The sequence below is a fragment of the Kitasatospora sp. NPDC101108 genome (genome assembly GCF_055584725.1).
This window is the reverse complement of the sequence record NZ_JBVJLM010000013.1, coordinates 27335-47866: the sequence shown is the minus strand read 5'-3', so window position 1 is coordinate 47866 and position 20532 is coordinate 27335. Positions and strand designations below refer to the sequence as shown.

General features: G+C 75.1%; 19 protein-coding genes and 2 tRNA genes. 8 read left to right on the top strand and 13 right to left on the bottom strand.

The features are described 5' to 3' along the window. Nucleotides 1-40 precede the first annotated feature (40 nt). Entirely contained in the window at nucleotides 41-1237 is a 1197-nt protein-coding gene (locus ACZ6Z8_RS25935; protein ID WP_465612450.1) for an MFS transporter, read from the top strand. On the opposite strand, the gene ACZ6Z8_RS25930 is transcribed toward ACZ6Z8_RS25935, so the two are convergent. The 4 genes from ACZ6Z8_RS25930 to ACZ6Z8_RS25915 all read right to left on the bottom strand — a co-directional run bounded on the left by ACZ6Z8_RS25930 (nucleotide 1228) and on the right by ACZ6Z8_RS25915 (nucleotide 4027). Beyond that, nucleotides 1228-1857, bottom strand: coding sequence for a DJ-1/PfpI family protein (locus tag ACZ6Z8_RS25930; protein ID WP_465612449.1), 630 nt, complete (start codon nucleotides 1855-1857; stop codon nucleotides 1228-1230). The two genes, ACZ6Z8_RS25935 and ACZ6Z8_RS25930, sit on opposite strands and share 10 nt — an antisense overlap. Beyond that, the gene (locus ACZ6Z8_RS25925) at nucleotides 1857-2828 is read right to left on the bottom strand and encodes a GlxA family transcriptional regulator (RefSeq protein WP_465612448.1); all 972 of its coding nucleotides are present in this window, start codon (nucleotides 2826-2828) and stop codon (nucleotides 1857-1859) included. The genes ACZ6Z8_RS25930 and ACZ6Z8_RS25925 overlap by 1 nt, the downstream gene beginning before the upstream one ends. Nucleotides 2829-2974: 146 nt before the next feature. After that, a tRNA-Lys gene (locus ACZ6Z8_RS25920) sits at nucleotides 2975-3048 on the bottom strand. A 70-nt stretch (nucleotides 3049-3118) separates the two neighbouring features. After that, entirely contained in the window at nucleotides 3119-4027 is a 909-nt protein-coding gene (locus tag ACZ6Z8_RS25915; protein ID WP_465612447.1) for an NADP-dependent oxidoreductase, read from the bottom strand. Nucleotides 4028-4261: 234 nt separating this feature from the next. Between ACZ6Z8_RS25915 and ACZ6Z8_RS25910 the strand changes: the two genes are divergently transcribed. Then, a complete protein-coding gene (locus ACZ6Z8_RS25910) occupies nucleotides 4262-5845 on the top strand; it encodes a Na+/H+ antiporter (protein WP_465612446.1) in 1584 nt (527 codons plus the stop codon). Between the two features lie 259 nt (nucleotides 5846-6104). Continuing rightward, a complete protein-coding gene (gene pgi / locus ACZ6Z8_RS25905; RefSeq protein WP_465612445.1) occupies nucleotides 6105-7766 on the top strand; it encodes a glucose-6-phosphate isomerase in 1662 nt (553 codons plus the stop codon). Nucleotides 7767-7913: 147 nt separating this feature from the next. Here the strand turns inward: pgi and ACZ6Z8_RS25900 are convergent. The 3 genes from ACZ6Z8_RS25900 to ACZ6Z8_RS25890 all read right to left on the bottom strand — a co-directional run bounded on the left by ACZ6Z8_RS25900 (nucleotide 7914) and on the right by ACZ6Z8_RS25890 (nucleotide 9094). Then, a tRNA-Lys gene (locus ACZ6Z8_RS25900) sits at nucleotides 7914-7987 on the bottom strand. A gap of 68 nt (nucleotides 7988-8055) precedes the next feature. Beyond that, the gene (locus tag ACZ6Z8_RS25895; RefSeq protein ID WP_465612444.1) at nucleotides 8056-8709 is read right to left on the bottom strand and encodes a bifunctional DNA primase/polymerase; all 654 of its coding nucleotides are present in this window, start codon (nucleotides 8707-8709) and stop codon (nucleotides 8056-8058) included. 28 nt (nucleotides 8710-8737) lie between these two features. Then, on the bottom strand, nucleotides 8738-9094 hold the full coding sequence (locus ACZ6Z8_RS25890) for a hypothetical protein (protein WP_396533081.1): 357 nt from the start codon (nucleotides 9092-9094) through the stop codon (nucleotides 8738-8740). 246 nt (nucleotides 9095-9340) lie between these two features. Between ACZ6Z8_RS25890 and ACZ6Z8_RS25885 the strand changes: the two genes are divergently transcribed. Further along, nucleotides 9341-9643 carry a hypothetical protein gene (locus ACZ6Z8_RS25885; protein ID WP_465612443.1) on the top strand — a complete coding sequence of 101 codons (303 nt, stop codon included), beginning with the start codon at nucleotides 9341-9343 and terminating at the stop codon, nucleotides 9641-9643. A gap of 3 nt (nucleotides 9644-9646) precedes the next feature. On the opposite strand, the gene ACZ6Z8_RS25880 is transcribed toward ACZ6Z8_RS25885, so the two are convergent. The 3 genes from ACZ6Z8_RS25880 to ACZ6Z8_RS25870 all read right to left on the bottom strand — a co-directional run bounded on the left by ACZ6Z8_RS25880 (nucleotide 9647) and on the right by ACZ6Z8_RS25870 (nucleotide 13945). Beyond that, nucleotides 9647-10999 (bottom strand): AAA family ATPase, encoded by a 1353-nt coding sequence (locus ACZ6Z8_RS25880; RefSeq protein ID WP_465612442.1) that lies wholly within the window; start codon nucleotides 10997-10999, stop codon nucleotides 9647-9649. Further along, nucleotides 10996-12609 carry a hypothetical protein gene (locus tag ACZ6Z8_RS25875; protein ID WP_465612441.1) on the bottom strand — a complete coding sequence of 538 codons (1614 nt, stop codon included), beginning with the start codon at nucleotides 12607-12609 and terminating at the stop codon, nucleotides 10996-10998. The genes ACZ6Z8_RS25880 and ACZ6Z8_RS25875 overlap by 4 nt, the downstream gene beginning before the upstream one ends. 73 nt (nucleotides 12610-12682) lie before the next feature. Beyond that, complete coding sequence (locus tag ACZ6Z8_RS25870) at nucleotides 12683-13945, bottom strand: hypothetical protein (RefSeq protein ID WP_465612440.1); 1263 nt, start codon at nucleotides 13943-13945, stop codon at nucleotides 12683-12685. A 187-nt stretch (nucleotides 13946-14132) separates the two neighbouring features. On the opposite strand from ACZ6Z8_RS25870, the gene ACZ6Z8_RS25865 reads away from it, so the two are divergent. Further along, nucleotides 14133-14789, top strand: a complete 657-nt coding sequence (locus ACZ6Z8_RS25865; RefSeq protein WP_465612439.1) for a histidine phosphatase family protein — start codon at nucleotides 14133-14135, stop codon at nucleotides 14787-14789. A 19-nt stretch (nucleotides 14790-14808) separates the two neighbouring features. On the opposite strand, the gene ACZ6Z8_RS25860 is transcribed toward ACZ6Z8_RS25865, so the two are convergent. Then, entirely contained in the window at nucleotides 14809-16437 is a 1629-nt protein-coding gene (locus tag ACZ6Z8_RS25860) for a tetratricopeptide repeat protein (RefSeq protein WP_465612438.1), read from the bottom strand. A gap of 265 nt (nucleotides 16438-16702) precedes the next feature. Between ACZ6Z8_RS25860 and ACZ6Z8_RS25855 the strand changes: the two genes are divergently transcribed. The 3 genes from ACZ6Z8_RS25855 (at nucleotide 16703) to ACZ6Z8_RS25845 (ending at nucleotide 18841) form a co-directional block, all read left to right on the top strand. Next, the gene (locus tag ACZ6Z8_RS25855; RefSeq protein WP_465612437.1) at nucleotides 16703-17215 is read left to right on the top strand and encodes a hypothetical protein; all 513 of its coding nucleotides are present in this window, start codon (nucleotides 16703-16705) and stop codon (nucleotides 17213-17215) included. A gap of 105 nt (nucleotides 17216-17320) precedes the next feature. Next, a complete protein-coding gene (locus tag ACZ6Z8_RS25850) occupies nucleotides 17321-18226 on the top strand; it encodes a spermidine synthase (protein ID WP_465612436.1) in 906 nt (301 codons plus the stop codon). A 153-nt stretch (nucleotides 18227-18379) separates the two neighbouring features. Then, nucleotides 18380-18841 carry a GNAT family N-acetyltransferase gene (locus tag ACZ6Z8_RS25845; protein WP_465612435.1) on the top strand — a complete coding sequence of 154 codons (462 nt, stop codon included), beginning with the start codon at nucleotides 18380-18382 and terminating at the stop codon, nucleotides 18839-18841. A 179-nt stretch (nucleotides 18842-19020) separates the two neighbouring features. On the opposite strand, the gene ACZ6Z8_RS25840 is transcribed toward ACZ6Z8_RS25845, so the two are convergent. Continuing rightward, complete coding sequence (locus tag ACZ6Z8_RS25840) at nucleotides 19021-19881, bottom strand: hypothetical protein (RefSeq protein ID WP_465612434.1); 861 nt, start codon at nucleotides 19879-19881, stop codon at nucleotides 19021-19023. Between the two features lie 109 nt (nucleotides 19882-19990). Beyond that, nucleotides 19991-20437 (bottom strand): DUF4442 domain-containing protein, encoded by a 447-nt coding sequence (locus tag ACZ6Z8_RS25835; protein WP_363438051.1) that lies wholly within the window; start codon nucleotides 20435-20437, stop codon nucleotides 19991-19993. Between the last annotated feature and the right edge of the window lie 95 nt (nucleotides 20438-20532).

The window sequence follows — 20532 nt, the reverse complement described above, 5'->3', positions numbered from 1 at the left end:
CTTGAACCTGACACCCGTGTGAGGTCCAAGCATGGTCCCCATGGCGACCACACAGCTCACGACCCCGGTACCCCGCAAGCCCCTTCCGCTCCCGGCCCTGCTCGCCCTGGCCACCGCCGTCTTCGTCACCGCGCTCACCGAGACGCTGCCGGCCGGCGTCCTGACCGGGATGAGCGGCGCCCTCGGCGTCGGCGAGTCCGCCACCGGGCAGACCGTCACCGTCTACGCGATCGGCACCGCCGCCACCGCGATCCCGCTCACCGCCGCCACCGTGGGCTGGGGCCGCAAGCGGCTGCTGCTCACCGCGATGGCCGGCTTCGCACTGGCCAACACCGTCACCGCGGCCTCCACCAGCTACCCGCTCACCCTGGCCGCCCGCTTCCTCGCGGGCGTCGCGGCCGGCCTGGGCTGGGCGCTGCTGGCCGGGTACGCGCGCCGGTTGGTGCCGGCCGAGCAGCAGGGCCGGGCCATGGCGGTGGCGATGGCGGGCGTGCCGGTGGCGCTGTCCCTGGGAGTGCCGATCGGCACCTTCCTCGGCCGGGTGCTCGCCTGGTGGGTGCCCTTCCTGGCCATGACGGCACTGGCGCTCGGAGTGATCGGCTGGATCGCGGCCCTGCTTCCCGAGCAACCGGGACGGCCGGAGGGCCGGCGCGCCCCGGTGCGCGGCGCGCTCGGCGTCCCCGGGGTGCTGCCGGTGCTCGCCGTGACGGTGCTGTTCGTGCTCGCCCACACCATCCTGTTCACCTACGTCACGCCCTTCCTCGACCGGGCGGGCCTCGGCGGCTCCGCCGACTCCGTGCTGCTCGTCTTCGGACTGGCCTCGCTCGCGGGCATCTGGTTCGTCGGCGCCCACATCCACCGCCGCCTGCGGCAGTTGACGATCGGCGGCGCACTGCTGGTCGCGGTGACCGCGGCCCTGCTCGGCCTCGGGTCGCACGGCGCGCCGCTGGTGTACCCCGCCGCCCTGCTCTGGGGCCTGGGCTGGGGCGGCGTGCCCACCCTGTTGCAGACCGCCGTCGGCGACGCGGGCGGCGAACGGGCGGACGCCGCCCAGGCGATGCTGGTCACCCTGTGGAACGCCGCGATGGCCGGCGGTGGGCTGGTCGGCGGCCTGGTGCTCGGCCGCCTCGGCACCGGCGCCCTGCCGTGGACGGTGCTCGCCCTGTTGCTGCCCGTCCTCGCGGTGGCCCTCGCCGCCCGCCGCCACGGCTTCCCGGCGGTGCGCCGTCAGCCCTGAAGCAGCCGGTGCGCGCCCGCGACCACCTCGGGGGAGGCCTTCGTCAGCGAACCGGCGGCGTACGGCGGCTGGGGGTCGTACTCGATGAGCAGCTGGATCGCCTGCGCGGTCTCGTCCCCGGCGATCAGGCCGGTCAGCGTCAGCGCGAGGTCGATCCCGGCCGAGACCCCGGCCGCGGTGGCGTACTTGCCGTCGACCACGATCCGCTCGGTGCCGGTCGGCTCGGCGCCGAACCGGGGCAGTTGGTCCAGCACGCCCCAGTGGCTGGTGGCCCGGCGGCCCTGGAGCAGCCCGGCGGCGCCCAGCAGCAGCGAGCCGGAGCAGACCGAGGTGGTCCAGGTGGTGGTCGCGTCGATCCGGCGCACCCAGTCGAGCACCGCCGCGTCGGTCAGCTGCGCCTCGGTGCCGGGCCCGCCAGGCACCAGCAGCAGATCGGCCGAGTCCACCTCGTCCAAGGCGGCGTCCGCGGTGATCGCCAGGCTGGTCAGGTCGTTGCGGACCGGCCCGCGCCCGGCGGCGGTGAACACCACCTCGGCACCCGGGATCCGGGACAGCACCTCGTACGGGCCGACCGCGTCCAGGGTGGTGAAGTCGGGGTAGAGCAGGACGGCGATGAGCATCAGTGACCTCCAGCGGGTACGGAACGGAAGCGGCGTCGGTACTCGGCGGGCGGGGCGGCCAGGGACCGGACGAAGGCGCGCCGCATCGCCTCCGGGGTGCCGTAGCCGCAGGAGCGGGCGATCTCCTCGATGCCGTCGTCGGTGTCCTCCAGCAGCCGCCGGGCGGCCTCCAGCCGGACCCCGTCCACGTACCGGCCCGGGGGCACCCCCACCTCGGCGGCGAAGGCCCGGGCGAAGTGCCGCGGCGACAGCGCCGACCGGTGGGCCAGCGCCTCGACCGACAGGTCGGCCTCCGGGTGCTCGGCGATCCACCGCTGGACCTCGCGCAGCGGCTGCCGGGCCGCCACCTGGGCGGCCAGCTGGGTGCTGAACTGGGCCTGGTTGCCCGGCCGGCGCAGGAAGACCACCAGGTGACGGGCGATCAGCAGCGCGGCCTCCCGGCCGAAGTCCTCCTCGACCAGGGCCAGCGCCAGGTCGATCCCGGCGGTGACCCCGGCCGAGGTGGCGACGTTCCCGTCCCGCACGTGGATCGGATCCGGGTCGACGGTCACGTCCGGGAACCGCCGGGCCAGCTCCTCGCAGAACGCCCAGTGGGTGGTCACCCGACGGCCGGACAGCAGCCCGGCCTCGGCGAGCAGGAAGGCCCCGGTGCACACCGACACCACCCGCTCGGCCCGCTCGGCCAGCTCCCGGATCCGTCCGACCAGGACGCCCTCCCGGTCCTCCGACGGGACTCCGCCGGGAACCAGCAGGGTGTGCACCGGGCCGACCCCGGCCAGGTCCGCGTCCGGCAGCAGCCGCAGCCCGCTGCAGCTGCGCACCGGCCGGCCGCCGGGCGAGGCCGTGGTCACCTCGTACGCACCCGGCTGCCGGGCGGCCGCGCCCGCCCCCGCGAACACCTCCATCGGGCCGGTGACGTCCAGGCTCTGCACGCCGTCGTAGAGGACGACGACCACGCTGCGCGCTCTCATGCGGCCAGCCTGTCAGCGGGCCCGGGTGGCAGCAATGACCTGTTTCCCACCTTTTCTGCCACCGCGTGACCGGGGAACGCCGGAACGCCGGAACGCCGGAACGCCGAGAGGCCCCTCGCTCTCGCGAAGGGCCTCTCGGCTGTCTGTGCGCCGCCAGGGACTCGAACCCCGGACCCGCTGATTAAGAGTCAGCTGCTCTAACCAACTGAGCTAGCGGCGCCTGCTGACGTGGAGAACATTACCTGGTCAGCGGCCGAAACACCCAATCGGCCCGGGCGGCCCCGGCGGGCTCAGGCGGTGAGCACCACCTTGCCCCGGACGTGGCCGGTCCCGACCAGCCGGTGCGCCTCCTCGGCCTTCTCCAGCGGCAGCGCCTCGGCGACCTCCAGCCGCAGGCCGCCCGCCTCCCACAGTCGCACCAGCTCGGCCAGCCGCTGGGCCGTGCGCGGCCCCCGCAGCCCCCGGACGCCCAGCCGCTCGGCCTCCGGGTAGTCGACCACGGTGCCGATCCGGTCCCGGTCGGCGACCAGTTCGACGGAGGCCGCCAGTGCGCCCCGCCCGGCCGCGTCGAAGGCCGCGTCCACCCCCTGCGGGGCGACCGCCCGGACCCGCTCGACCAGGCCCTCGCCGTACGTGACCGGGACGGCGCCCAGCTCCCGCAGGTAGCCGTGGTTGCGCTCGCTCGCGGTGCCGATCACGGTGGCGCCCCGGGCCCGGGCGAGCTGGACGGCGACGGTGCCGACCCCGCCGGCGGCGCCGTGCACCAGCACGGTGTCGCCGGGGCCGACCCCGAGCAGGGTGAGCGCCACGTGGGCGGTCTGGCCGGAGGCGGAGAGCGCGCCGGCCTGCTCCCAGGGCATCCCGGCGGGCTTGGCCACCAGCTGGGCGGCGTCCACCGTGACCAGCTCGGCCTGGCACCCCAGCACCCGGAAGCCCAGCACCTCGTCGCCGACCCGCCACGCGTCGACACCCGGCCCGAGCCGGTCCACCACCCCGGCGAACTCGTTGCCGAGGACGAACGGCGGCTCGGCCGTCACCCCCGGCGGACGGAAGCCCTCCCGGATCGCGAGGTCCACCGGCTGCACCCCGGCGGCGTACACCCGCACCCGGACCTCGCCCGGGCCGGGCTCGGGGTCCGGCACCTCGGTGACCCGCAGGACCTCCGGACCGCCGGGCCTCGGTACGGTGACCGCCTTCATGGGGTGCTCCTCCCGCCGCCCGGCCGCTCCCGGCCGTGCGGCTGCTTCGCCGTTAGAACGCTCCCGATCCTCGAACCTGAAGTGCGCTTGAGGTCAAGTGCCCGTTCGGCGCGTCTTCACTTATGGGCGCATTGTCAGATTTATCCTGGGCGGCGCTCAGCCGACCGTCGCCGGCCCCACCGCCGGCTCCACCATCGGCTCCGCCGTCGATCCGCCGTCGAGAGGAATCTCCCCGTGGGCCAGCTGCCCCTGTTCTTCCTGGTGCTGCTCGCCTCCGTGGTGACCATGCCACTCGCCCGCAGGACCGGCGTGCCGCAACCGGTCCTGATGACCTTGCTCGGCATCGTCATGGCGCTCGTCCCGCTGATCCCGGACGTCAAGATCGAGCCCCAGCTGATCCTCCCGCTGGTCCTGCCGCCGCTGATCTTCGCCGTCGCCCGGCGTTCCTCCGTCCGCTACTTCAAGGCCAACGCCCGCTCGATCCTGCTGCTGGCCGTCGCCCTGGTGGTGGTCACCACGATCGCCGTGGCCGGCACCGTGCACTGGCTGCTGCCCGCCCTGCCGCTGGCTGCCGCGATCGCGGTCGGCGCGCTGGTCTCCCCGCCCGACCCGGTGGCCGCCGTCGCGGTGGCCGGCAGTATCGGGCTGCCCCGGCGGCTGGTGGCGATCCTGGAGAGCGAGGGCCTGTTCAACGACGTCACCGCGATCGTCATCTACTCGCTGGCCATCGAGGCGATGTTCAGCGGCGACTTCTCGGTCGGCCACGCCGCCCTGCGCTTCGTGCTGTCCGCGGTGGTCGCCGTGGTCGTCGGCGTCGGGCTCGGCTGGATGAACGCCCGGCTCGCCGAACGCCTGGACGACCCGACCCAGCAGGTGGCGCTCAACCTGCTGGTGCCCTTCGCCGCCTACACCGTCGCCGAGGAGATCCACGGCTCCGGCGTGCTCGCGGTGGTGATCTGCGCGCTGTACCTCGCCGAGCGGGCCGCCGACGCCGACGCCGTCTCCTACCGGCTGGTCGGCAACGCCTTCTGGGAGGTGGTCGAGATCCTGATCACCGGCGTCGCCTTCGGCCTGATCGGCCTGGAGCTGGCCACCGTGCTCAAGGAGGCCGGCCGCGGCTGGACCGGCTTCCTCGGCGACGCCGCCGTGGTCATCGCGGTCGTGGTGCTGGTCCGGCTGCTCTGGCTGCTGCCGGCCGGCTGGCTGTCGAAGAAGCTGCGCAAGGACGACGAGGAGGACACCCCGTTCAGCTGGAAGGAGAGCGTGATCCTCTGGTGGTCCGGCATGCGCGGCGTGGCCACCGTCGCCCTGGCCCTCGCCGTCCCGCTCACCCTGCACTCCGGCGCGGACTTCCCGGAGCGCGGCCGGCTGGTCTTCATCGCCTTCAGCGTGGTGCTGTTCACCCTGCTGGTCCAGGGCCTGACCCTGCCCTGGCTGGCCAAGCGCCTCCAGCTGGACATCGACCAGGACCGGCACGAGCAGGCCGTGCGCGAACTCTGGTGGCGGGCCGCCAAGGCCGGGCTCAAGCGGCTCGGCGAACTGGAGGAGCAGGACCGGCTGCCCGCCGAGGTCGCCGACCGCCTGCGGGACCGTCAGCACGACCGGCTGGCCCGGCTCTGCCCGGAGAACTACGCCGAGGAGGAGGCCGCCGAGGCGAAGCAGCGGCTCGCCCAGTGGCGGACCGCGGCGGAGGTCGAGCAGGAGATGATCGCCGCCTCCCGGCGCGAGATGCTCATCGCCCGCAGCGAGCTCGGCGCCGACCCGGAACTGGTCGACCACGTGCTGCGCGGGCTGGACCTGCGCTCGGAACGGAAGTGACGGGAACGCCGAAGTGACGAGCAGGCGGAAGCGGCGGAAACGCCGCAGTGACGAGCAGGCGGAAGTGACGGGCAGTCCGCGCGCGCCGCTCGGAATGTGCGCGACCCCCTCCGGGGTTGCATAGGCTGAACCCGGGCAGGCCGTCAACGGAGTCGGCGCACCACCAGTACCGCCACGACCTCGCGAAGCCGCTCGATGACGACCGGCCTCACGCCTGGCCCTGCCGGTTTCTGCACTCAGATGAATCGAGGACCCACCGATGTCGGAGACCCGCGCCGACGCCCGCACCCCGCTCGACCGCACCCCGCAGTGGGCCGCCCTGGCCAAGCACCGGGCGGAGCTGGGCGAGACCCACCTGCGCGAGCTGTTCGCCGCCGACCCCGAGCGTGGCCGCACCCACACCCTGCAGGTCGGCGACCTGTACGTGGACTACGCCAAGCACCTGGTCACCGACGAGACGCTGGAGCTGCTGCGCGACCTCGCCGCCGCCACCGGCGTCGCCGAGCTGCGGGACGCCATGTTCCGCGGCGAGAAGATCAACATCACCGAGCGGCGCGCCGTCCTGCACACCGCGCTGCGCGCCCCGCGCGACGCCGTGATCGAGGTCGACGGCGTCAACGTCGTCCCCGGCGTGCACGCCGTCCTGGACAAGATGGCCGCCTTCGCCGACCGGGTCCGCAGCGGAGAGTGGAAGGGCCACACCGGCAAGCCGATCCGCACCGTGGTCAACATCGGCATCGGCGGCTCGGACCTCGGCCCGGCGATGGCCTACGAGGTGCTCCGCCCGTACAGCAAGCGCGACCTGGACGTCCGCTTCGTGTCCAACGTGGACGGCGCAGACCTGCACGAGGCGGTCCGCGACCTCGACCCGGCCGAGACGCTGTTCATCGTCGCCTCGAAGACCTTCACCACCATCGAGACCATCACCAACGCGGTCTCCGCGCGGTCCTGGCTGCTCGACGGCCTGGGCGCCGGCACCGAGGCGGTGGCCAAGCACTTCGTCGCGCTGTCCACCAACGCCCAGGGCGTGCAGGACTTCGGGATCGACACCGCCAACATGTTCGAGTTCTGGGACTGGGTCGGCGGCCGCTACTCCTACGACTCGGCGATCGGCCTCTCGCTGATGATCGCCATCGGCCCGGACGCCTTCCGCGAGATGCTGGACGGCTTCCACCTGGTCGACGAGCACTTCCGCACCGCCCCGCCGGAGCGGAACGTCCCGCTGCTGCTCGGCCTGCTGGGCGTCTGGTACGGCGCGTTCTTCGACGCCCAGGCGCACGCGGTGCTGCCCTACTCGCACTACCTGTCCAAGTTCACCGCCTACCTCCAGCAGCTGGACATGGAGTCCAACGGCAAGTCGGTGACCCGCGACGGCACGCCGGTCGGCTGGCAGACCGGTCCGGTGGTCTGGGGCACCCCCGGCACCAACGGCCAGCACGCCTACTACCAGCTGCTGCACCAGGGCACCAAGGTGATCCCGGCCGACTTCATCGGCTTCGCCAAGCCGGTCGCCGACCTGCTCCCCGGCCTGGTCGCCCAGCACGACCTGCTGCTGGCCAACTTCTTCGCCCAGACCCAGGCGCTGGCCTTCGGCAAGACCCCGGAGGAGGTCGCCGCCGAGGGCGTGCCGGCCGAGCTCGTCCCGCACAAGACCTTCAAGGGCAACCACCCGACCACCACCATCCTTGCCGCCGAGCTCACCCCCTCGGTGCTGGGCCAGCTGGTCGCGCTGTACGAGCACAAGGTGTTCGTCCAGGGCGCGGTCTGGAACATCGACTCCTTCGACCAGTGGGGCGTCGAGCTGGGCAAGGTGCTCGCCAAGCGGATCGAGCCGGTGCTGCTCACCGGCGAGGGCGGCGAGCAGCTGGACAGCTCCACCGCCGAGCTGGTCGCCCGCTACCGCTCGCTGCGCGGCCGCTGAGCGCCGACCGGGCCGTTCGCTCCGGCGGGCGGCCCGGTCCGTTCCGGACGCGAGCGCGGTCGGGCGGAAACGCGGTCGGGCGGAAACGCGGTCGGGCGGAAACGCCGGAAGGCCCTTCGCTCTCGCGAAGGGCCTTCCGGCTGTCTGTGCGCCGCCAGGGACTCGAACCCCGGACCCGCTGATTAAGAGTCAGCTGCTCTAACCAACTGAGCTAGCGGCGCCTGCTGACAGAGAAGACTCTAGCAGCGGCCCGCGGCCGAGCCAAAATCGAATACCGGTCGCCCCCCGTTCACCCGCCCGTCACGACGACCGGCTCGGCCGGGACGCCCGCGCCGGGCTCGCGCGCCGCCCGCACGCAGGCCCAGAGCACCACCGAGGCCCCGGGCAGCCAGGGCTCGCGTTCCTCCGGGGCGACGATCCAGCGGCCCGAGCCGCGGCCGGGGGAGTCCGGGCCGTGCACCATCCGCTGCAGCGGCGGCACCGTCACCGCGTCGCCGCGGCCGTGGCAGAGCAGTGGCGGCACGGCCCGGGCCCACTCCTCCCAGGCCAGCAGCCGGCGCAGCCGGGGCGCCGCGCCGGGCTGGACGAACAGCAGGATGCGGCCCAGGTAGCCCGCGACCGGGCCGCAGCCGGGGCCGGAGGCCCACAGTTCGTCCAGCACCCGGCGGCCGAACAGGGACGGCATGCTGATCACGTCGAAGGCCCGCCCGCAGGGCAGCACCGAGGGTGCCCACGGGCGGGCCTCCCAGAGGGCGCGCATGCTGCGCGGGTACTCGCTCGCAGAGGCGAGCCAGGCCTCTCCGGCCACGGAGACGTACTCCACCGACTGTTGCGTCCAGGTGTCCACATGCAGCAGCCTGCGCCGTGCGCCGTCCCGGTGGGGCGGAAAGCGGGGTTCGCCGGACAGGCCGGTGGGCGATCGCGTACCCTCCGCCGCTGGCATATGCCAGAGGCCGCTCCCCGCGGCGCGGTCAGTCCTCGTGCCGGCGCGGCTGGAGCAGGCCGCGGCCGTACTCGATCATCTTGGCGGCGTAGTCCGGGGTCCAGTCCGCCCGCTCGGCGATCTCGGTGTTCGAGAGCGCGTCGAACCGGCGCGGGTCCGCGAGCTGGGCGGCGGCGACGGCCTGGAAGTCGGTGGCCCGCTCGGCGGCGGCCCGGAAGGCCAGGGCCAGTTCGGTGGAGCGGCGCAGCAGCTCCGCGGGGTCGTCGATCGACTCCAGGTCGAAGAATCGTTCCGGCTCCGGTTCGGCGGCCTGCGGCTCGAACAGGAGCTGCGCGGGGCGCTGGCGCCTGGTGGGCTCGGGCGTCTCGGCGGGGGAGTCGGGCATGGACGGACACCTCCGGGGTCTCGGGTGAGGGAAGGCGGGCGGGCTGCTCCGGGCCGCACCGCCCGGTTGTGGCCGTCGTCCATTGTCTCGCGGCGGCGGCCGGTAGCGGAACGGTGCGCGTGCGGGCGCTATTCCCCGGCGCGCGCCCGAGGAGTGCTCCGGGCGCCGCGCTTCCGAGTCGCATGCGAACCGGTTGTGCCGGGTGCAGCAGTCGTCCGTCAGTCCTCACCGAACCGGGAGCACCCCATGCGCGCACTGTCCACCGGCCTCCTGCTGGCCGCCGCCGTCCTGACCTCGACGGCAGCGGCCGCGCCCGCCTCCGCCGCCGAGACCGCCAAGGTCGTCACCGGGTCGCCGAGCGGCCCGGGCGGCGTCTCGACCGCGACCTGCCCGGCCGGCACCCACCTGACCGGCGGCGGCTACCGGCTCCAGCCCGACGCGACCGGACCGGTGCGCGCCAGCGGGCCGACCGCCGACGCGACCGGCTGGAGCGCCCAGGCCGAACACGGGTCCGTGGTCGCCTTCGCGGTGTGCGAGACCGAGGACTGACCGCTAGCGCAGGTGCACCCGGTGGCCGCTCAGGTGCTGGAGGACCTGGTGGTTGGCCTCCCAGCCGTCCGGGAAGGCCACCGGGACGCCCAACTGCACCGGCTCGGTGGAGGGGTGTTCGTCCAGCAGCTCGGCGATCCCGGCCCGGGCGACCACGATGCAGGCGTGCCGGTGCCGGGAGGCGAGCACGCACAGCCGGCCGGTCTCCAGGTGGAAGGCCGTCGCGTCGGGGCGCCCGGAGAGCGGGTGCAGCACCACGGTGACGTCGTACTCCCGGCCCTGCAGCCGGTTGGCGGTGTCCACCGTGACGGCCGGCCCGGTCGTGCCGTCCACCGGTACACCCACCTTGAGCAGGGCCGCCCGGACGGCCGCCGCCTGGTCCCGGTGCGCCGTTCCGACCGCGATCCGGTCCGCGGTGAGCGGGGCCTCGCCCTGCTCGGACCGGGCGGTCAGCCCGCGCTCCAGCAGCCGCCGGACGGTGGCCGCGACGGCCGCCACCGCCTGCGGGTCGGTCCGTACGGTGTGCCGGGCGGGCAGCTCCAGCAGCGCCCAGCCGTGCTCGGCCGCCCGGTCGATCACCGCGTCCAGCGCCGAACCGTCCGGGCGGACGGCCGGGGTCAGCCGGCGGTCCTCCGGGCCGGTGCCGGAGCGGAACGGCGTGTACGGGTAGAACGCCCGCGAGATCAGCGGCGCCGCGCTGGCCGGCAGCCGCCAGGAGACCGGCAGCCGGTGCGGCTCGATCTGCGGGTTGTGCGCCAGCATGGTGACCACGGCGCTGCTGGACGGGTCGTAGGACAGGCCCGCCCACTGCTCGGTGCCGACCACGGTGAACGGGTCCAGCTGGCCCGGGTCGCCGACGAACAGCGCCCGCTCGAACAGCCGGGCCACCGCGAGCAGGGCGTCCGAGCGCATCTGGTACGCCTCGTCGACGATCGCGTGCCGCCACGGCGCCTCGGTCCGGACCCACTGCCACTTGGCGGAGGTGGAGATCACCACATCCTGCTCGACCAGGTCGGCGACCTTGTCGGAGGGTGTGACGTTGGCGTGCCGCAGCACCTCCGGCCCGGGCCGGGAGTCCGCCGCGTGCAGGCGGCCGATCGTCAGCTCCGGTGCCTTCTCGGCCAGTCGGCCGACCAGGTCGTCGACCTGGCCGTTGGTCTGGGCGACGATCATCAGCCGCTCGCCGGCCGCCACCAGCTCGCGGGCGGCCCGCACCACCAGGGTCGACTTCCCGGCACCGGGCGGGGAGTCCACCACCACGCCGCGCGGCGCACCGGCCGACGGGTGGACGGTGGCCGCCAGGATGCGGGCCACGGCGGCGTCGGCCGCCGCGCCCGGGGGCTGCTCGCTCATCATTCCCAATCCTCGGTGGCAACGGCGGCGGTGGCGGACGGGCCGGCGGCGGGCGCGGTGCCGGGCGGGCCGCCGTGGGTCCACGGGGTGTCGTCCGGTTCCGGCAGCGGTGCGGACTGGCGGACCGTCAACTCGAACAGGGTGAAGGTGACCGGCTCGCCGGGCTCGGGCAGGCTGCCCGGCTCGGGCTCCTTCTTGCGGCCCATGCCGGACAGCACCCGCAGGGTGACGGTGCCCTCGACCGGGTCGACCGCCACGATCCGCGCCTTCTGCGCGGACGGCCCGTGCACCCGGTGCGCTTCCCGGCCGAGGTCGGCGTGCGGGCGGTCGGCGGTGCGCAGGGTGACCAGCGGGCGGGGCTTGGGCGAGCGGCCGGTGGTGTCGTACTCCAGCACCACCTCGGTCACCACCCCGCTGAACGCCTCGCCGGACAACCGGTGTTCGGCCATCGCCAGCGGGTCGTCCAGCGCCTCCTGGACGTCCAGCCGGGCCTGCTCGCGCTCGCGCTGGGCGAGCTTGCGGGCCGCGGTGACGGCGTCGTCCTGCCGGGGCTGCGGCGGCTCGCCGGCCGCCAGGCGGTCCCGGTGGCCGGTGTAGGACCAGCGGTCGCCGGTCCAGCGCTCCTCCAGGTGCCCGGCCGGGGGCAGAGCGCGCAGCAGGTCCAGGCCCTGCCAGACGTCCCGCCAGGTGGGCAGCAGGACGGCCCGCAGCACCTGCTCCAGATGTTCGACGGCCGAACGGACGGCGGCCCGGGCGCGCCCGGCGGCGGCCTCGTCGCCCTGTTCGGTGCTGTGCTGCACGGCGTTGACGGCCGCGTCGTAGCGGGCGATCGCCGGGGCGAGCACCCCCGTGTCGAAAGCCGGGTCGGTGGCCGGACCGGCCGGCGGGTGCACCAGCTGCCCGTGCTCGTCGCGCTCGGACTCGGCCAGCTCGGCGGCCCGGGCGCCGGTCAGCCCCGGCGGCGGGTCGTGCCAGGCCAGCCGGGCCGCCAGGTGCTGGTCCTCCAGGTGGCTCTGGCCGGTGGCCCAGTGCCGGGCGAGCAGGCCGGTCATCGGCAGCAGCAGGCTGGAACCGGGCACCTGGGCGCGGTCGGTGAGGTGGGTCAGCCAGCGACCGAGCAGCGGTACCCGTAGCGGCGCCGGGTGGGGGCCCGGCTCGGCGTCCTCGACGGTGCGGCGGAAGCGGGTCGACCGGCCGATCAGGGCGAGGTGGTGCACGCCCGCGCCGTTGGGCACGATCAGCTGCGGCGCGTCGGTGCACAGCTCACGGAACACCTGGGTCTTCTCGCCGGTCTCCGGGTCCTTCTCGGAGCCCTCGATCTGCTCGACCTCGGTGCCGAAGGACTCCAGGTAGGGGAGCAGATCGGCGGCCAGCTCGGCCAGGAAGTCGAACCGCAGGGTGCGGTTGAGCGGCTGGGGCACCAGGTGCAGCCGGGGCGCGTCCCGGTCGGTGCCCAGCATGACGGCCAGCGGCGCGCCCGACTCACCGGCGGCGGTCAGCGGGACGAGCACCATCGGGCGCTCGGAGAGGTGCCGGTGCCGGACGGTGGCCAGCGGCTCGGCCCGCCCGCTGCGGACGGCCTCCAACCGGGCGAGGGTGGTCAGCAAACTCATGCGCCCGCCTCGCTTCGCTCGGCAGGGGCATTCGCCCACGCGCACCGCTCGACGATTCGCTCGCTCCGCTCGCTCATGCGCCCGCACCCAGCCGCTTCGTACCCAGCGCCTCCGCTCGCAGGGCCGCCGCGTAGGCCAGGCGCTCGGCCGCCTCCTGTGCGCCGTCGGTGCCGTCCGCGTCGTCGATGCCGTCGGCGTCGTCCGCGTCGTCCGGGCCCGGGCTGCTCGTGCCGGAGGCGGCGGCCAGTGCCTCGGCGACGGTGCGGATGCTGCCCAGCTCGCCGCGCATGCCGCGGCCGAGCTGCTCGACCCGGTCGTCGCAGCGGGCTCGGGCGCGGCAGTGGAAGCCGAGTTCGCAGGTGGAGAGGCAGTCCGGGCTGTAGGCGGCGGGCACCGCCTCGACCGAGGCGGTCAGCTGCTCGGTGCTGCGGGCCGGGGCGCCGTCCTCGTCGGCGGCCAGGTCGAAGTCGGTGCCCGGCGGCAGCGCCGCCAGCAGCCGGCCGATGCCGGTCATCCGGCTCAGCTGGCGGCGGGTGGTGGCCAGCTCGCGGCGGACGTCGACGGCGACGGCGGTCGGCCGGTTGCCGAAGTCCTTCGGGCAGACCAGCAGCACGCTGGTGCGGGGGCTGCCCGGCAGCTGCTGCTCGGTGTACGGGTCGTCGGCGAGCGGCAGTCCGGCGGCCGTGGCGGCGGCGTGCTGGAGCGCCAGCACGTACACCGCGGCCTGCCGGGCGGCGGCGCCGACCTTGGCCGGGTCCGCGCTGCCGTCCAGCACCGGGAAGGACTTGATCTCGACCACCGTGCACCGCCCGCCGTGCACCACCAGGGCGTCCGGCTCCAGAAAGGCGGTGCTGCCGGCCACGGCGAGCCGCAGCATCGGGTGGTCCAGCAGCGTCCAGGAGTCCGGGTCGGCGGCGGCGCGGGCCAGCGCCTCGGCCGTCCGGTCGGCGCGGACGGCCGGGCCGGAGCGGTGCAGCAGGTCGGGCACCAGCAGTGGGGCGCGCTCGTCCGCGGGCACGCCGAGGTGGGCGCGGAGGGGTTCCAGCAGGGCGGCGTAGCCGTCCGCCTTCAGCCGGGACTCGAAGACCAGGCCGCGGGCGATCGCGAACGGGGACTGGCCGAAGGGGGCGGGGCGGCCGAGCCGGGCGGCCAGCAGGGTCTTGTCCACCCCGGCCGCGTCCAGCACGGCGCGGCGGTGGCAGCCCGGGTTGGCGGCCAGTGCGGCGAGCGAGCGGGCGTTCAGACTGCGCTGCGGGGCCGGTCCGCGCAGCTCGGCGAGCCGCTGGGCGAGCGGCTCAGCGGACCCGCCGGGCGGGACGTTCGTCGAGACGTTCATGGTGCGGCCCAGTGTCGCATCCGGGTCCGACAACGCGGTGCGGACCGGCCCGGGCGGCGGCCGGTAGCGCCCGCTTCCGACCGCTACCAGGGCCCGCGTCGTGGCCGCCGCTGCGGTGGGGGATCATGGAGGCCCGGTGCTCAAGGGTGAGACCGACCGTTGACCGCCCTGTTGCGAGGAGCTCTCCATGCCCGCCCGAATCGTGTTGGTCCGCCACGGCGAGACCGAGTGGTCGGCCTCCGGCCAGCACACCGGCCGCACCGACATCCCGCTGACCGAGGACGGCCGCGCGATGGCCCGGGCGCTCGGCGCCCGGCTCGCCGAGGCGCCGTGGAACGGACTGCCGGACGCGCTCGTCTACACCAGCCCGCTCGGCCGCGCCAAGGAGACCTGCGCACTGGCCGGCTTCGGCGACCGCGCCGTCGAGCGCCCGGAGCTCATGGAATGGGACTACGGCCGGTACGAGGGTCGCACCGGCGCCGACATCCGGGCCACCGACCACCCCGGCTGGCTGATCTGGCGCGACGGTGTGCCCGGTGGCGAGAAGCTCTCCGAGGTGGCCGCCCGGGTCGACGCCCTCCTCGCCGACCTCAACGAGCAGCACGGCGTGCCGGAGACGGACACCACCGTCATGCACTGCGCCGACCGGGACGTCGTGCTGTTCGCGCACGGCCACCTGCTGCGCATCCTGGCCGCCCGCTGGCTGGGCCTGCCGCCCGAGTTCGCCCAGCGGTTCAAGCTCGGCACGGCGGCGCTGTGCGTGCTGTCCTGGGAGTACGGCGCCCCGGCGGTGGAGATCTGGAACGACCTCTCCCACCTCGACGGGCTCAAGTCGGGCCACTGACCCGGGCGGTGTCGGCCGCTCAGGCGGCCGCGGCCCGCTCGTACCCGATCAGGAACCGGCGGACCTCGGGCACCGCGGCGTGCGGGCGCAACCGTGCCGCGGTGTCCGCCAGCATGCTGCGGATCCGGGCCGAGCGCACCTCGCCGAACAGCGCCACGGCGGCCGAGCCGTGGTGCGCCGCGCCCGCCAGGTCCCCCCGACCGAGCCGGTCGTGGGCCAGCTCGGCGGTGTACAGCACCCGGTTGCGCACGAAGTGCGGCTCCTGCAGCGCTATGGCCAGCGCGGCCTGGTCGCTGGCGCGGTCCCAGTCCTCCAGTGCGGACCAGCACTGCGACTGCAGCCCGGCGATCTCGGCCTCGCCGAAGAAGGACATCCACTCCGGGTCGGTCTCGGACGGACCCCGGTCGAACAGTGAGTACGCCCGGCCGATGGCGCGCTCGCAGGCGGAGCGGTCCCGCAGCACGGCCCAGGCGCCGGCCTCGCGCATGGCCAGCAGGGCGAGCAGCCTGGCGGAGTCCAGCTCCCGGGCGGCGCACTGCCCGGCCTGCGCGGCGCGCAGCGCCTCGCGCGGGCGCCCGGCGTCCCGGGCGAGGAAGGCGCTGTTGCAGAAGACGTGCGCCTCCAGCGCGGAGTCCCCGGCCATCCGGGCGGTGGCGAGCGCCTCCGCGTAGAACGAGCGGGCGTCCCCGAGCCGGTTCGAGTCGTGTGCCAACCATCCTACGGAGATGGCCAGTTCACCGGCCCCGGCCTGCAGCCGGCGCTCCGTCTCGGCGCTGTACTCGCCCTCGTTGAGCAGCTGGTAGGCGCTTCGCAGTGACTGCCCCGCGAGTTCGTACAGGGCGTCCGCGCCGTGTGCGTCGTCGGCCAGTCTGATGTCCCGGACGGCCTGTTCCACGCCGAACACCTCGGCGGCACCGACCTTGCGCGGTGGCGGAACCGGCCCCGGTCGACCGGGCACCACCGGCCCGGCGCCGAGCAGCGGGGACGCGGTGAACTCCGCACCGGGAAGGGCGGATCGGCGGGGGGCCGGTCCGAATCCGGCACCGGCGACCGGGGCGGCGACCGCCGGCCGGTCGATGCCGATCACGGTGGCCAGCGCGGTCGAGCCGCCGGCCAGGAACGTACGGCGACGCACGTCGTCGTTCTCCTCGTCGAGATAGGGCGATCCATCGGGCCCCCGGGGCACCGCGCCGGCCATCGGCCACGACGGCCCGTCCGGAACGGTTGGATCCGCGTACGGCGAGGCAGCGTACGGGAGTTGGGTGGAGAGTGGTGAGCGCGGGGCGGGCAGGGGCGGGAACGGCGGGTGGAGCGGGGGAGCGGGCGGTGCAACCCCGGCCGCGGCCGGCCCGGCGCCGTCCGCCGAGCGGCGGCGGACGGCGGTGCGGGGGGCGAAGCCGAGGTCGGTGAGCGTGCGGTCCGGCCACATGTGCCGGAAGACCCGCTCGTAGGCGTAGTTGGGGCAGCGGATCTCACCGGACTCGACCCGTCCGATGTAGCGGGCGTCGCAGGACACGTGCTCGCCGATCTCGCGGGCGGCCCGGCGGACGGCCATGGCGAACTCGCCGGGTGAGCGGTCGCCGCGCAGTGCGCGCATCACGGTGTTGGGGGACGGTCGGTTCGGCTCGGCCGGTGGGGTGGCTGCCATGGCGCCGAGAGTACTCGGAGTCACCGACCGGCCACATTGGGTTCGTGGGACATTGGCTGGCAATCCGGGGCGAACCGGGCGTTGTTGCCGGATATCCGCCATGAAATGCCATGCCTTGCTGTAAGGCGCCCCGTGGCCTTCGGCGTTCCCGTGGCGTTGTCCTGATACGTGGAAGCCCAGGCCGTCCCCCCGGCCCGTCCCCCGCCCCGCGGCCCCCACCCCGGCGGCAGTGCTTCCGACCCGACGAGGTACAGGAGGGCCCGTGATGGCCACCGGACTGCCGCAGCACCGACCCGTCGTCGGGAGCGTGTTGGCCGCCGCATCCCCGGCCCTGCTGCCCGATCCGGCCGACGAGCGGTTCCCCGGCCGGGGCCCGGCCGAGGGCGGCCGCGGCTCCTGCGGCGGCCCGCACCGGAAGTACGCCGCCCCGGCCGAGGACACCCTCGTCACCGACCGCGACACCGTGACGGTCGCCCTGCGGCACGGACTGGAGGCCGTCGACATCCTGCGGCTGCGCCGCGCCTGCGGGGCCGTGCTGCAGAGCCGCAACGGCAGCACCGTCGCCTTCCTCGTCCCGGCCGGCACCTGGGAGACCTGGCACCTGCCCGGCAGTTCCTGTACGGCCGGCGCCCTGGTACCCGCCGCCACCGACCCGCGCTGGGTGATCCCGCCGTCCGGCGCCGGCCGGGCCGCCCGCCCCACCGACGCCTGGGTGCTCCGCTCCGCCCTCTGCGAGGCCGCCTGCACGCTCACCGCGGGCGGCCTCGGACCGTTCTAGCGGGCGTGCCGCGCGGACCCGGCCGGGCCCCCGAGCCCCCGGCCGGATCCCCGTGGCACGCCCCTGACCTGGGGGTGCGCCCCGCCGGCGGCGATAATGGCCGACATGGGACGAAGCAACAGGGCGGCGCGCAGCCCTGAACCGGCGCTCACCACCGGGTCGGACGGCCGCAGCCACGCCCAGGGGCCGCTCACCCGCCCGGTCGGCTCCGGGCTGGCCGAACTGCGCCCCGACCGCGACCGCCCGCATGCCTGGTCGCTGCTGATCGACGGCGCCCCGCAGTCCCTGGTCGACCTCGCCGACCCCACCCACCTGGGCTTCGAGTACCAGCGCCGGCTCGGCCACCTGATCGACCTGGTCGCCCCGCCCGGGCGCCCGCTGACCGTCCTGCACCTGGGCGGCGGCGCCCTCACCCTGGCCCGCTACGTGGCCGCCACCCGGCCGCGCTCCCGCCAGCAGGTCGCCGAGATCGACACCGCGCTGACCGAACTCGTCCGCACCGAACTCCCGTTGGAGCGCGGCTGGCAGATCAAGGTGCGCGGCGCGGACGCCCGCAGCGTGCTGGAACGCACCCCCGAGGGCAGCGTCGACCTGGTCATCACCGACGTCTTCTCCGGAGCCCGCACCCCGGCCCACTGCACCACGGTCGAGTTCACCACCCTCGCGGCCCGCGCCCTCGCGCCCGGCGGCTGGTACGCCGCCAACATCGCCGACGGCGGCGCCCTGCCCTTCGCCCGCTCCCAGGTCGCCACCCTCGGCGCGGTCTTCCCCGAACTGTGCCTGACCGCCGACCCCGCCGTGCTGCGCGGCAAGCGCTTCGGCAACCTCGTCCTGGCCGCCGCCCACACCCCGCTCCCGATCGCAGAGCTCAGCCGCCGGGTCGCCTCCGACTCCTCCCACGGCCGGGTCGAACACGGCCGCGCCCTCGGCGACTTCACCGCCGGCGCCGGCCCGGCCACCGACGCCACGGCGGCCCCCTCCCCGGCGCCGCCGCCGGGAGTCTTCCGCTGACGGCGGGTGTCTTCGGCTGACGGCGGGTGCCTTCGGCTGACGGTGGCGCGTCGCGGTGCGCACTGCCCCGTCGGCCGTAAAACCGTTGGCAGACGACCGAGTTCTGGCACACAATGGCCCACGGGCGTCCGACTGTCGACGTGAGGGGACGGCATGCACATCCGACCGGCCCGCCCGGACGAGGCCGGACTGCTCACCGGCATCGCCTTGCGGGCCAAGGCGTACTGGGGCTACGACGAGGCCTTCATGGCCGCCTGCCGTGAGGAGCTGACGGTGGACGCCGCCGCCGTCGAACGGGCGTCGACGTCGGTGGCCGAGGACGGCGGCCGAGTGCTGGGCTTCGCCGTGTTGACCGTCGCCCCGCCGTCCGGGGAGCTGGCCATGCTCTTCGTCGAACCCGACCGGATCGGCGGCGGCATCGGCCGGGCGCTGTTCGAGCATGTCAGGGAGCAGGCCCGGGCCGCCGGCCTGCACCGCTTCACCATCGACTCCGACCCGAACGCGGAGCCCTTCTACCTGGCGATGGGCGCCACCCGCATCGGCAGCACTCCGTCCGGCTCCGTACCGGGGCGGGAACTCCCGCAACTGGTGCTGGAACTGGCGTCCGACGCCTGAGGCCGTCCCCGGGCTCCCGCCCGTGGGACTCGGGGACTGGGGCTCGGGGACTTGGGAGTCGGGGACTTGGGACTCGCGACCGTCGAACTCGCGACCGCGGGACTCCCGTCGGTGGGACTCCCGCCCGTCGAATTCGTGTCCGCACGGCAGGGACCCGCCCGGGTCCGCATCCGGGCCGCTCAGTGCCCGCGCGGCAGCCCCCGGTGCTTGCACATCGCCGCGCCGGTGAGCAGCAGCCCGGCGGCGATGGGGGCGAGCACCGCGGTCACGGTGGCCGCGTCGTCCTCCTCGGCCGTCACGGACGCCGCGTCGGCGAGCGCGAGTGCCTCGGGCGTCCCCTCGCGGGCCGGTACGGCCGGGGCGACGGCCCCTTGGGGTGCCCCGGCGGCGCCCGCGGCTTCCGCCGGGCCGGCCCCCTCATGGGCCGCGGCTTCCCGGACCGAGGGAGCCCCGGCCGCCTCGGGCGGGGCCGGCCGGGCCTGGTCGACCGAGCCGGAGCGCGGGCGGGGGGCGGTCGGCAGCGTGGCGGGTTCGCCCTCGCGGGAGGCGCGGGTCCCGGTGGGGCGGTCCTGGGCGGGGGCGGTGCGGAGCAGGCCGGAGGCGAGGGCGAAGGCGTCGGGGACGGCCGACCCCTGACCGGGCAGCGGGAGCCCGTCGACCCGGATGCGTTCCTGGAGGACGTCGCCGACCGCGGCGGTGGTCCCGTCGGCCGGTCCGCCGGCGGTCAGCTCCCCGGCGGGCCCGGGGGAGCGGCCGTCCTCGGCGCCGCCCCGCTGCGCCGGTACGACGGGGCGGGCGGCTGACGGGCCGTCGAGCGCGGGTGCGTCGTGCAGGACGCGGCGGACGGCGGGTCCGGGCTGCCTGGATGGCGGTTCGGCGGGGGCCGCGTGGGCACTCGGGGCGCCGACACCCCAGAGCTGTGCGAGCAGGGCCCCGCCGAAGGCGAGGGTGCGGGGCAGCCATCGGGCGACCGCCCGGCGGGCACCGGCGACGCCGCGGGGGACGGGTTCCTGGGGCTCGGTCGCATGATTGGCTCGCACGTGAGTTGAGAACGAGCGCAAGGGCGCCGAGGTCACGCCCGCCGTCACGGACAGTCATCGCGCGAGTGGCCCCGGGGCGGTGCTCCCGGGGCCACCGACCGTGCGGCGGTCAGGAGTTGGGACGCAGGGTCCAGGTGACCGTCATCACACCGGTGACGGCGCCGTCGGCGCGGGTGATCTCGACGGTGACCGGGAACTCGGGGCGGCCGCCGGCGTCCAGCTCGGCGACGACCTCGGCGGCCGGGCGGCCGAGCACGGCGGTGGCGGTGACCTCGCCCATGGCCAGCTTCTTGTAGGCGATCTCGGCGTTCACGGCGAGCGGCACGGCCCGGGACAGCTGCTCCCCGAAGGCGGCGAGCACGATGCAGCCGCTGGCGGACTCGGCGAGGGTGAACATCGCGCCGGCGTGCGGGCCGCCGACGTGGTTGTGGTACGCGGGCTGGTCGGGCAGCCGGAGCACGGCGCGCTCCGGGGTGGTCTCCAGGTACTCGAGCTTGAGGGTGTGCGCCATCGGCACGGTGGCGTCGAGCATCTGGCCGATCGAAGGAGTGGTCATGGCGACGATGTTACTAGCCGGTAGCTTGTTGTGGCAGGGGCCGGCCGGAAAACCCGGGCCGCCGCGCACAACTGAGGCAACGCGAAAATGCCCGA